Origin of the sequence: Brevibacillus parabrevis, from assembly GCF_022701015.1 — a bacterium.
GTDB classification, from domain to species: Bacteria; Bacillota; Bacilli; order Brevibacillales; family Brevibacillaceae; genus Brevibacillus; species Brevibacillus parabrevis.
In genome coordinates this window covers 346521-358305 of sequence record NZ_CP064090.1, presented here as the reverse complement: position 1 = coordinate 358305, position 11785 = coordinate 346521, and the positions used below count along the sequence as shown (strand labels likewise).

At 52.6% G+C, this 11785-nt stretch carries 15 protein-coding genes; 13 read left to right on the top strand and 2 right to left on the bottom strand.

Annotated features, from left to right (window positions below; translation table 11 throughout):
* Positions 1-167 precede the first annotated feature (167 nt).
* The 11 genes from IRJ17_RS01620 (at position 168) to IRJ17_RS01570 (ending at position 9545) form a co-directional block, all read left to right on the top strand.
* Positions 168-1304 (top strand): coiled-coil domain-containing protein, encoded by a 1137-nt coding sequence (locus IRJ17_RS01620; protein ID WP_242772909.1) that lies wholly within the window; start codon positions 168-170, stop codon positions 1302-1304.
* 221 nt (positions 1305-1525) lie between these two features.
* Positions 1526-1966 (top strand): hypothetical protein, encoded by a 441-nt coding sequence (locus IRJ17_RS01615; protein ID WP_122966579.1) that lies wholly within the window; start codon positions 1526-1528, stop codon positions 1964-1966.
* A gap of 2 nt (positions 1967-1968) precedes the next feature.
* Positions 1969-3171: an alanine racemase gene (gene alr / locus IRJ17_RS01610; protein ID WP_242772907.1), complete on the top strand. Its 1203-nt coding sequence runs from the start codon at positions 1969-1971 to the stop codon at positions 3169-3171.
* Between the two features lie 178 nt (positions 3172-3349).
* Complete coding sequence (locus IRJ17_RS01605) at positions 3350-3649, top strand: CopG family ribbon-helix-helix protein (protein WP_025845698.1); 300 nt, start codon at positions 3350-3352, stop codon at positions 3647-3649.
* A gap of 3 nt (positions 3650-3652) precedes the next feature.
* Entirely contained in the window at positions 3653-4003 is a 351-nt protein-coding gene (locus IRJ17_RS01600) for a type II toxin-antitoxin system PemK/MazF family toxin (RefSeq protein WP_005830205.1), read from the top strand.
* A gap of 305 nt (positions 4004-4308) precedes the next feature.
* The gene (locus IRJ17_RS01595; protein WP_229049930.1) at positions 4309-4665 is read left to right on the top strand and encodes an anti-sigma regulatory factor; all 357 of its coding nucleotides are present in this window, start codon (positions 4309-4311) and stop codon (positions 4663-4665) included.
* Positions 4659-5660, top strand: a complete 1002-nt coding sequence (locus tag IRJ17_RS01590; protein WP_122966576.1) for a PP2C family protein-serine/threonine phosphatase — start codon at positions 4659-4661, stop codon at positions 5658-5660. The genes IRJ17_RS01595 and IRJ17_RS01590 overlap by 7 nt, the downstream gene beginning before the upstream one ends.
* Positions 5661-5685: 25 nt before the next feature.
* Entirely contained in the window at positions 5686-6012 is a 327-nt protein-coding gene (locus IRJ17_RS01585; protein ID WP_063229461.1) for an anti-sigma factor antagonist, read from the top strand.
* Complete coding sequence (gene rsbW, locus IRJ17_RS01580; RefSeq protein WP_122966575.1) at positions 6012-6506, top strand: anti-sigma B factor RsbW; 495 nt, start codon at positions 6012-6014, stop codon at positions 6504-6506. Before IRJ17_RS01585 ends, rsbW begins: the two co-directional genes overlap by 1 nt.
* Entirely contained in the window at positions 6475-7272 is a 798-nt protein-coding gene (sigB, locus tag IRJ17_RS01575; RefSeq protein WP_122966574.1) for an RNA polymerase sigma factor SigB, read from the top strand. Before rsbW ends, sigB begins: the two co-directional genes overlap by 32 nt.
* A 110-nt stretch (positions 7273-7382) precedes the next feature.
* On the top strand, positions 7383-9545 hold the full coding sequence (locus IRJ17_RS01570; RefSeq protein WP_122966573.1) for a Tex family protein: 2163 nt from the start codon (positions 7383-7385) through the stop codon (positions 9543-9545).
* A 21-nt stretch (positions 9546-9566) separates the two neighbouring features.
* Here IRJ17_RS01570 and cmpA read toward each other — a convergent pair whose 3' ends face one another.
* Positions 9567-9689, bottom strand: coding sequence for a cortex morphogenetic protein CmpA (gene cmpA, locus IRJ17_RS01565; protein ID WP_122966572.1), 123 nt, complete (start codon positions 9687-9689; stop codon positions 9567-9569).
* A 79-nt stretch (positions 9690-9768) separates the two neighbouring features.
* Positions 9769-10104: a hydrolase/acyltransferase gene (locus IRJ17_RS01560; protein WP_122966571.1), complete on the bottom strand. Its 336-nt coding sequence runs from the start codon at positions 10102-10104 to the stop codon at positions 9769-9771.
* A 110-nt stretch (positions 10105-10214) separates the two neighbouring features.
* Between IRJ17_RS01560 and IRJ17_RS01555 the strand changes: the two genes are divergently transcribed.
* A complete protein-coding gene (locus IRJ17_RS01555) occupies positions 10215-10673 on the top strand; it encodes a SprT family protein (RefSeq protein ID WP_122966570.1) in 459 nt (152 codons plus the stop codon).
* A gap of 80 nt (positions 10674-10753) precedes the next feature.
* A complete protein-coding gene (thiL, locus tag IRJ17_RS01550; protein WP_173598106.1) occupies positions 10754-11785 on the top strand; it encodes a thiamine-phosphate kinase in 1032 nt (343 codons plus the stop codon).

The following is an 11785-nucleotide window of genomic DNA, read 5'->3' as shown; positions in this document are numbered from 1 at the left end:
CTCTTTTTGTTGTGTCCAGACGAAGCTTTGTCTCTTACCAATCCTCCTTTACTTTCCCGCAACTTTTCCATTTTTCTCAAAAGGGAATCTAAAATAGCCTGTGTAGACTGAGCATGTACCCGGAAGAAGCGGTACATAACTACACCGAGTGAAAGGGTTGAGCAAATATGTTTAGCAAAGCAAAATTGGGAATGCTTTTGGGCACGATGGCAGCAGTTCTGAGTATTGGGAGCTTGGGCAGCGCCTTTGCAGCAGATACAACACAAACACAGGCGCAAGCGCAAAAATTGGAGAAACCGTCAGAGGTGAAATTCGCTTTCGGCGGCAAAATGAATCATCACGGCGGGGGCATCAAAGGCGTTTCCTTCAAAGAAAACACAGAGCTGCTCTCCTTGCTGAAGCTGGATGCAGACAAGCTGGCTGAAGAACTGAAAGCAGGCAAATCGCTGGCAGCAGTAGCAGAAGCGCAAGGCGTGTCGGTAGACGACCTCGTATCTTTGCTGGTTGAACAACAAGAAGCGAAGCTGAAAGAAGCCGTAACAGCAGGCAAGTTGACGCAAGAACAAGTCGACAAAATGAACGAAAACGCAGCGGAGCGCGTCAAAGAAATGGTGCAAAACACGCATCAGGACAGAGGCCCGGGCAAAGGCTTTGGTTTCGGCGGCGGATTCGACAAAAACGAAGAACTGCTCTCCTTGCTGAAACTGGATGCAGACAAGCTGGCTGAAGAACTGAAAGCAGGCAAGTCGCTGGCAGCAGTAGCAGAAGCGCAAGGCGTGTCGGTAGACGACCTCGTATCTTTGCTGGTTGAACAACAAGAAGCGAAGCTGAAAGAAGCGGTCACAGCAGGCAAGCTGACGCAAGAACAAGCTGACAAAATGAACGAAAACGCAGCGGAGCGCGTCAAAGAAATGGTGCAAAACACGCATCAGGACAGAGGACCGGGCAAAGGCTTTGGTTTCGGTTTCGGCGGCGGCTTCGACAAAAACGAAGAGCTGCTCTCCTTGCTGAAACTGGATGCAGACAAGCTGGGCGAAGAACTGAAAGCAGGCAAATCGCTGGCAGCAGTAGCAGAAGCGCAAGGCGTGTCGGTAGACGACCTCGTATCTTTGCTGGTTGAGCAACAAGAAGCGAAGCTGAAAGAAGCGGTCACAGCAGGCAAGCTGACGCAAGAGCAAGCTGACAAAATGAACGAAAACGCAGCAGATCGCGTGCAAAAAATGGTGGAAGGCAGCTTCACAAAAGGGGCATTCCGAGGACACGGCGAGAAAAAGGCAGAACAGGACAAAGCGGGCGAACAATAGTCCGCAAACGAACGCACAAAAGAGCAGGCGAATCTTCTCGCCTGCTTTTTTCCGTAGCCGAGCAGTCCGCCAACAACACTGGGATAGGCCGCAGTTAGCCGCATGGCGGCGGTAATTGCGTGCACGCATGAGGTAAAAGGACAAACCCTGAATTGACACGCACCGGGAAAACACGATACATTCAAGGTAACTTATACCGTAATGAGGTGGCATGCAGCAAGATGAAAAAATCGTCTACCGATGTATTGTACCAAGAAGAGTCGACCTACAAGGACATGCTGTTGCGCAAAAGCTGGAGCATGCGGATTGCCGAGACCATCACCTTCGTTTTGGGGATGATGATTCTCGCACAAATTTTTCCGAGGAATGACGCGACCTTCAAAGTGTTGGCTATTGCGATTGCCATAGCAGTCGTCGGTCTTGCTCCATTCCTGTACAAGTCGATTATGCGTCCTGTGTACAAGCTGACGAAGACTCACCTGATCGTCAGCATCTCCGGAAAAGAAACGAGCTATCCTTTGTCAGAAGTGGAGCAGGTTTACGAAGGCCGCCATTTCTATCGCTTGGGAGGCAAAAAAGAATCGTTGATGGTTTCCAGGCAGTTTCTCAATCAGTTGAATGAGCGCTTGAGTTACTATAATAAAGGGAACAAGAGGAGATAGGAATGAAACCGTTTTGTCGTGACACTTGGGTTGAGGTTGATTTGGACGCCATCCGGACCAATGTTGAGACGTTCCGCGGCCATTTGCCGAAAAACACGGGCATTATGGCTGTCGTCAAGGCAGACGGTTACGGACACGGCGCTGTGCACGTAGCCAGGGAGGCGCTTGCGAGCGGTGCCGACACTCTGGCGGTGGCGATGCTCGATGAAGCGATTATTCTGCGACAGGCAGGAATCGAAGCGCCGATTTTGGTGCTCGGGTATACGCCGACTGATTCGCTCGAAAGTGCCAGCAGACTGAATGTTGAACTGACGACATGCAGCACGGACTGGATTCGGGCAGCGAACCGACTGCTCGAACAAAAGGGCCTCGATCCCGTCCGCGTGCATGTAAAAACGGACACAGGCATGGGGCGTTTGGGCGTCCAGACAGCAGAGGCGTTGCTCGAGGTGGTAGGCGCTCTCGAAGACAGCCCCAAGCTGGAATGGACAGGCATTTTCACCCACTTTGCCTGCGCGGACGAACCGGACACGACCCATGTGCGACGACAACACGAGACGTTTCAATCCTTTTTGCAAGCACTGCGCGCAGCGGGAAAGCAGTTGCCCACAGTACACTGCTGCAATACAGCTGCCGCCATCGCTTTTCCCGATTGGGGGTATGATACGATCCGTTTAGGCATAGGTTTATACGGATTGTATCCTTCACCGTACATGAAAGAGCGTGCGGACGTGACTCTTGTCCCTGCCCTTTCCCTGAAAACCAAAATTGCCCATGCAAAAACAGCAGTGGAGCCGTTTACGGTCAGCTATGGCGCGACTTATACGGCAGAACCAGGTGAGCGAATCGCCACTGTGCCCATTGGATACGCCGATGGGTATTCCCGCCTCTTGTCCAATCGGGGAGAAGTGTTGTACAATGGTTCCCGCTATCCAATCGTAGGGCGAGTCTGCATGGATCAAACCATGATCAGACTGGAACCGGAGGCTGGGCAGGTCGGCGATGAAATCGTTCTATACGGCAAACAGGGGGATGAGGAAATCTCTCTGGATGAGGTTGCTCAGTTGCTTGGAACGATTAATTATGAAGTCCCCTGCATGCTGAATTACCGGATTCCGCGCGTCTATGTCCGCAACAAGGAAATCACTGAGGTGTTTCATCCGCTGGCGATGAAGCATGTGCCTGTAAAAAGTGTAAATAACTAGCAAGCAAAAATCAGCAGGAGTTTTCTAGTGGAGCGCGAATATTAGTTAAGCGCAAATGCGGGCTTTTTTGCCTGAAACGCTTACGGATAGGTATATTTTTGCAATGGTTTCGACATAATGGTATTGTTCATACTGGCTGTTCTTTCAAGAACTGGCATGGTAGATGGAAGTTACGGTCATGGTTGGAGGTGGATTTGTCTTGTCGAAGTCAAACACGAAACGCATCATGATCAGTTTGCCGCAACACTTGCTACAGGAAGTGGATGGCGTCATTCAAAAGGAGAAATCCAATCGCAGCGAGTTTATTCGTCAGGCGATGCATTTGTATTTGAAGGAGCGTAAAAAACGTACGATCCGGGAGACAATGCAAAAAGGGTATATGGAGATGGCGAAGATTAATCTGAAAATGGCATCGGAGGCTTTTGGCGCTGAGGAAGAGGCTGACCATACTCTTGTCCGCTTAGTTAGCGGGGTGTGACCTGTGATTGTCAAACGTGGCGATGTGTTTTTCGCGGACCTGTCACCGGTCGTTGGCTCTGAGCAAGGAGGCGTGCGGCCTGTTTTAGTCATTCAGAACGACATTGGAAATCGATTTAGTCCGACGGTCATCGTCGCAGCCATTACGGCGCAAATTCAGAAGGCAAAGCTGCCTACGCATGTGGAAATTGACGCAAAAACATATGGATTTGATCGTGACTCCGTCATTTTGTTGGAACAAATACGAACCATTGACAAACAAAGGCTGACCGATAAGATTACCCATCTCGATGACGAGATGATGGATCGGGTCAATGAGTCTTTACAAATCAGCTTGGGCCTCATTGATTTCTAAAAAATGAATCAAGCGCTGGGAGAGGAAAAGCCACTTGGGTGAAGCAAGTGGTTTTTTTGCTGTGGGGGCAGGGAATTGCCATGTCTGTAGCGAATGTGTTTGTTGTGAATAGTAGACAAAAAGTGACACGATTTGCTATTACTTCCGAGGTAGAGAAAAAACTTCGATCGCATTCATTTTCATTTATTTCTACCTATTAAGTGAGGGCGGAAGGGGTTTTTTGATTGTGGCAGAGCTGTAGTCCTGAGACAATCAAGATCAAACAAGAAACAGACATCGTAACAGCGAGACAAGTGGGGCGAAATATGTCGAGACAGCTCGGCTTCGGTACAATCATGCAGTCCCGAATCGCCACGTCCATCTCCGAATTGGCCCGTAACATTTATTTGTACGCAGGTAGCGGGACAATCACGATTGAGCCGATTGAAAAAAACGGTGTGATTGGCTTGCAAATGACCGCAATAGATGCGGGACCGGGAATCCCCGATATCCGCAAAGCTTTGGAAGACGGCTATTCGACTTCCGGCGCACTCGGGGCAGGGTTGCCAGGAGTCAGGCGCATGATGGATGAATTTGAAATCCACAGCTCCCGAGAAGAAGGAACTCGAGTGGTCGTCGTGAAGTGGAACAGCCCGCTGGAGGAGGGGAGAGACAAATGGTAATCCGAAGCTTGGAGGAAGAGTATGTAAAGCTTCTTCGGGATTACCTGAACGGCCCTGGCGAGGATCAGCTGTACGTAGCCCAGCAGATGGGCAAGTGGCTGCTCGCCCGCAATATTTCGCCGGAAGAATTGACAGATATGCATGGGCGGGCATTGGAAAAGCTGGGCGATGTCCCGGAATTTGTGCGTGCGTCCTTTTCCATCCTGACCGAAGTAATGATTGAATACGGCAACGAACATCGGTCCGTACATAGCTGGCGGAGCAGGCATCAACAGTTGGAAGCGGAGATGGCAGTGGCCCAGGCGATGCAGCAGACGCTTTTGCCTGGAGAAATACCCGCTTATCCCGGTTTGGAGATCGGCCTTGTCAGCATAGCAGCGAAGCAAATGTCCGGAGACTATTACGACTTTATTTGTCAGGACGAAGAGCGCTTTTGCCTGAGCGTTGCGGATATTACGGGAAAAGGAATTTCCGCAGCGATGTGCATGTCCATGCTCAAGTACGCGATTGACAGCTTGCGAGAGATGCCGCTTGGTCCTGACGAGATGCTGCACCATCTCAACCGGATCGTCGGTCGAAACATCGATCCGAGCATGTTTGTAACGATGCTCTACGGAGCGTACGATACGCGGCTCCATTCATTCCGCTATGCTGTGGCGGGGCATGAGCCTGGCTTTTTGTATCGGGCTTCAGAAAAAAAGTTTGCCGATTTGGAAGGACAAGGCTCAGCACTGGGGCTATGCCCGAGTAGCGAATACGAAGTGCGGGAAGTTCGCCTGGAACCGGGAGATGTTCTGATTCTTCTGACAGATGGTGTAACAGAATGCAAAAAAAACCGATACTATTTGCAAAGGGATGAGTTAATTCTCCACATGCAAGCCGAAGTGGGCGTCCATGCCCAAAAAATGGCGAACGCCCTGTACAACAGGCTGCTTACGCTCTCCCAATTTGAACTGCTGGATGACTACACCATGATTGTACTTCGAAGAACATGAAGCAATGCAAGGGAGGGAGATGGCGATGGATCTGTTCATGAACACCACTAGCCAGGAGGCAGAGCATCTGGTGGTCCTTGGGGGAGATATTGACGCCCATACAGGACCAAAAGTAAAGGAGACACTCATGTCTCTCGCAAATCAGCCTGGCGCCAGCCGCATTTTGGTCGATTTGGAAGCGGTCGAGTATATGGACAGCACAGGAATCGGAATTTTCATCGCGGCCATGAAAGCGTGCAAGCAAAACGGATGCGCGTTTGAGGTTCAAAAATTGTCTCCACGCGTGGAAAGGCTGTTTCGCATCACAGGCTTGTACGAACATATTGCCGTCCGCAAAGGAGAGAGCGAGTAATGGCTCAACAAAAACCTCTGGCTGACAGGATTCGGTTGACTTTGCCAAATCAAACGGATTACCTGGGCGTGGCGAGGCTTACTGTGTCGGGGATAGCGAATCGCATGGGCTTTTCCTATGAGGAGATTGAGGATATCAAGCTTGCAGTAGGGGAAGCGTGCACGAATGCAGTAAAACACGCGTACAAGGATAAAGAAGAAGCTGGTTTTATCCATATAGAATGTCAGGTTTGCTCCGATCGTCTGTGCATCGAGGTGAGCGATCAGGGCGTAGGATTTGCCGAAGAGCTGTTGCCAGAACAACTGACACCGATTTATGCAGGAAGAAACCTTGAGGATCTGGATGAAGGAGGTCTTGGCCTTTATCTCATCCACACACTGATGGACGAGGTAGTGATTCGCTCCGAATCAGGAGTGATGGTCTCCATGACCAAGTATGTTCGGCGGGATGGGGTGGCTGGCGATGACTGGACAATCTCGGAAACGGAAGTATAGTCCGGAGGAGCTCCGGCAGCTCATTCAACTGTATGGGCAGACAAGGGACGAAAGCCTGCAGGAGCAGTTGGTGACCGCCTATACTCCGCTAGTTGAAACGTTGGCCAAAAAGTTTGTGCGTGGACAAGTCATGTATGAAGACCTTGTCCAGGTGGGGATGATCGGGCTGCTTGCGTCCCTGCGCCGATTTGACCCTTCTTTTGACAGAACGTTTGAAAGCTTTGCGATCCCGACGATTGTCGGAGAAATCAAGCGATACATCCGGGACAAGACGTGGAGTGTGCACGTGCCGCGCCGTGTAAAAGAATTGAGCCCGAAGATCAAGCGCGTTGTGGATGAGCTGACAGCCAAGCTGCAACGTTCGCCGAAAATATCCGATATTGCGAACTGCCTGGGCGTAACGGAAGAAGCCGTATTGGAGACGCTCGAAATGGGGCGGAGCTACCATTCCCTTTCCATGGACAGCGAGCTGGAAGCAGACAACGACGGCAACACGATCACACTGCTGGATCTCGTCGGCCAGCAAGAAGTGGGCTACGGACAAGTCGAACAAAACTTGATGCTCGACCGGGCGCTGCACGTTCTGGACAAGCGGGAAAAAGAAATCATTCATTTAACCTTTTATCAAAATTTGAGCCAGAAGCAGGCCGGAGACATCATGGGCATGTCCCAGATGCATATTTCCCGCTTGCAGCGTCGTGCATTGGGCAAGTTGAGAGAGGCTTTGCGGGTAGAACAGCTGGAAACGGCGAGAACAGCAACCTAACAGGGAAGCTTGGGAGGAGGGGCATGTGCACCTCTTTTTTTTGCCCGTTTCCAGACGTTGCTAGCAAATATGGTACAATAAACGGCGAAGTACGAGCGCAGGAGGAATGTATGGAGCTTACATTGATGATCCAGACAATCGCCCAGGATACGGGCGTCAAACCTCATCAGGTGGAACGCACGGTTGCCCTTTTGGATGAAGGCAATACCGTTCCTTTCATTGCCCGCTACCGAAAGGAAATGACCGGGCAGTTGGATGAAACGCAAATTCGGGCGATCGAGGAACGCGTGCGTTATTTGCGCAACCTGTCAGTACGCAAGGAAGAAGTAGTCCGGCTCATCGAGGAGCAGGGCAAGCTGACGGATGAATTGAAGGCGGCAATTGAGCGGGCCACGAAGCTGCAAGAAGTGGAAGACCTTTACCGACCGTACAGGCAAAAGCGCCGCACGCGAGCGACGATGGCCAAAGAAAAGGGATTGGAGCCGCTCGCCACGTACTTGTTGAGCCTGCCGAAAAAAGGTGATCCGCAAGAGGAAGCACAAAAATACGTGGATGCCGAAAAAGGCGTGGAAACGATCGAGCAAGCTTTGCAAGGGGCGATGGATATCGTTGCCGAGCACATTTCCGACGATCCGGACATCCGCCAGTGGGTTCGCCAGCGCACCGTGCAAAAAGGGCTGCTGGTGACCGAGCAAAAGGCAGAAGAAGCAGACGAGAAAAACGTATACCAGATGTATTACGCATACAGCGAGCCTTTGAAAAAGGTTGTGCCCCATCGTGTGCTCGCCATCAACCGGGGAGAGAGCGAAGGCATCCTGAAGGTGACCGTAGAAGCGCCAGTCGCCGAGATTTTGGCCTGGGTGCAAAGGCGGATGGTTCCCGGCGAGACGGTCGTTCGCTCACTCATGGAGCAGACGGTCGAGGACGCGTACAAGCGCTTGATTGCGCCGTCGATCGAGCGGGAGGTGCGCGCCGAGCTGACAGAGGCGGCAGAAGAGCGGGCCATCCACATTTTCGCGGAGAACTTGCGCAATCTGCTGTTGCAGCCTCCGGTAAAAGGCAAAGTCGTTCTCGGGGTCGACCCGGCATTCCGGACTGGCTGTAAATTAGCTGTAGTCGATGAGACGGGCAAGCTATTGGAAGTAGCGGTCGTCTACCCTACTCCTCCGGTAAACAAAGTGGCAGAAGCAGCGGCAAAAGTTCGCCAGTTGATCGAGACGTACGATGTCAGTGTCATCGCGATCGGCAACGGTACGGCATCGCGTGAGACGGAGCAATTTATTGCCAATCTGCTCAAGGAACTCAAGCGCCAGGTCATGTACATTATCGTGAATGAAGCGGGGGCGTCGGTGTACTCGGCTTCACCTTTGGCGAAAGAAGAGTTTCCAGACCTCGATGTAGCGGAGCGCAGTGCTGCCTCGATCGCCCGGCGTTTGCAGGACCCGCTTGCCGAACTGGTCAAGATCGACCCGAAATCGGTTGGCGTGGGCCAATACCAGCATGACGTGTCCCAGTCGAGATTGGCGGACAGCTTGCAATTTGTCGTCGAATCGGCGGTAAACCACGTCGGGGTGGACGTCAACACAGCATCCTCGTCGCTGTTGCAGTACGTATCGGGAATCAGCAAGCAAGTGGCGGGCAACATCGTGAAAAAGCGGGAAGAGATCGGCATGTTCTCGTCTCGCAGCCAGTTGAAGGAAGTTCCTCGACTGGGAGCCAAGACGTACGAGCAGTGCATCGGCTTTTTGCGCATCACAGGAGGAAGCGATCCGCTGGACAAGACCCCGATTCACCCGGAATCGTACGCGGCTACGCACAAGCTTTTGGCGATGATCGAAATTGCGCCGAGCGAAATCGGCAGCGAGCGCTGCAAAGAGCGCCTGCAATCGCTCGATATCGAGAAGACAGCCGAGCGGCTTGGCATCGGGGTTCCGACGCTCACGGATATTGTCGAGAGTCTGTTGCGTCCGGGACGCGACCCCCGCGATGAGCTGCCGAAGCCGCTCTTGCGCAGTGACGTGCTGCAACTGTCCGATCTCGGAGTAGGGATGAAGCTGCAAGGAACGGTTCGCAATGTGGTAGACTTCGGGGCGTTTGTGGATATCGGTCTGAAAAACGATGGGCTTGTTCACATTTCCCGGTTGAAAAAAGGCTTCGTCAAGCATCCGCTCGACGTTGTGACCGTAGGAGACATCGTGGATGTGTGGGTTGTCGAAATCGATGAAAAGCGCCAGCGCGTGGGCTTGACCATGATCGCCCCGGGCGAAGCGTAAACATAAAAAGGCGGCCTCCTGCTACTCGGGACGGCCGCCATGTTTTTCCCAATATAAGAACCAGCAACTGTTCAGCAAACGAATTTGTCGAATGTCCTTCCCGTTGAAGGCACGCTGCAACTGCTTACGCATCCATTGGGGCATGTAGGTACCTCCTGGAATTATTCGCCTATTGGCAATGTATGCACAAAGACGATCAGGAGGTACTTATTTTCCAAAAAACTTACTCTTCGTCGCGCAAAAATTCAAGTTGGGCCTGTAAAGCGCGAATCTCGGTCAACAAGGAGATCAGTGGATACTGACTCTCGGGGAGTGCGGCAAAGCGTTCTTCCAGACTGCTGACGTAATCGAGTCCATCCACAACGGCGAGTCCGCTTCCCAAAAGCTCCAGGTCAGCGCATTCCGCAAGCACGGTCGGCAGCTGTGGCCGATCCTCGATGGTTAGCTTGTCGATTTCCTTGTACAGTCGCTTGAACAGGGCAACAAGCTGATACATATGCGTTTCAGGCAGCGCAACGAACGTCAACCCGTCTTTTTCCTGCAAGATCAAATAGCGCATAAGCTCCTCCAAACCAATCTACTTTTCTTCCACCCAGTGTAGCCTATCTGTCTGGCACTTTTCAACAGGAACTGCTATGGTGAAAAGGAGAGAGGAGCGTTAGAGAGGACATGACCGATACCGAATTGCAAGAGCTGGTGGAGCAAATCTCCACTCAATTTTTCGCCAAGCCATTTCGCCATCGGGCTCGCTTCAACAGCAGATTGCGCACGACAGGCGGACGGTATTTGCTGCGCTCCCACGACATTGAATTGAATCCCAAACATCTGGCGGAGCATGGAGAAGGCGAGCTGATTGCGATCATCAAGCATGAGCTGTGTCACTATCACTTGCATCTGGAGAAGAAAGGCTATCGCCACATAGACCAGGACTTTCGCAGACTGCTTGCCCAGGTCGGCGGCAGCCGGTATTGCCAGCAGGTAGGAAGCGGACGAGCGGTGATGCCTTATCGCTACGAGCTTGCCTGCCATTCGTGCGGGATGACGTATAAACGAAAAAGGCGAATGGACCCTTCCCGCTACCGCTGCGGACGATGCCGGGGAACGTTGCAGCTGAGAGAACTGAAGTAGCAAGCGAGACGCGGCTTTCTTGCGTGCATTTTGACACGAGAGGTATAATGGACTGACTATGCAAAAAAGGAGCGCTTGAGGTGGCACATGACGAATTTTCCCTGATCCGGCAATGGACGAGCCGTTCGGACGGACAGGAAGGAGACGGCTTGACTGTCGGGCTGGGGGATGATGCCGCCGTTTTTTCTCCTTCGCCAGAGATGGAAATTGTGGCCTGCTGTGACGCGATGGTCGAGACCGTTCACTTTTTAAAAGAAACGATGCGGCCGAGTGACATCGGCTACAAAGCCGTTACGAGCAATGTAAGCGACGTCGCGGCGATGGGCGGATACGCCCGCTATGCGTTGGTCAGCATCGCAGTGGCACCGCACTGGACGCCGGAAGAGTGCCAGGGCATATACGATGGAATTTACGCGGCATGTGACATGTACGGCGTGAAAGTCATCGGCGGGGATACGGTATCCGCACCGGATGCGTTGCACTTGTCTGTCACCGTGCTTGGCGAGGTGGAAAAAGGACGCGCCATTCGGCGTTCGCACGCCCGCGCGGGGCAAGCTGTTTTTGTAACAGGACATGTGGGCAGCTCTGCCGCCGGTTTGCATGTGTTGCTACAAGATCGGCAAGAACAGCAGTCTGTGACTGAATGGTCAGGGCGTTGGGCGAAACTGATAGCAGCTCACCAGCGCCCGGTCGCTCAGGTAAAAGCTGGGCGTCTGCTCCTGGAATCCGGTGTCTGCGGGGCGTTGAACGATGTCAGTGACGGCTTGGCTTCTGAGCTGTGGGAAATCGCGGAGGCAAGCTCGGTCAGCATTTGTGTAGACGCTGCCCTGATCCCGATCGAAGAAGAGGCGCGGGCCTGCGCCTTGCAGTTCGGAAAAGACCCGGTGGAGTGGGCATTTTACGGCGGAGAGGACTACCAGCTCGTCGGAACAATCGAAGCGAGCGAGGTTGATGCCGTCCGCGAACGTTTTGCGGCAGCGGGCATCCTGTTCTCTGTAATCGGTGCGGTGGAAGCCGAGCAGACTGCTGCACCCAAGCTGTCGCTGCGGACTGGCGAAAGCCGAACGGCTCTGCCGAAAGCAGGCTACAATCATTTCAAGCGGCGCGAGTAA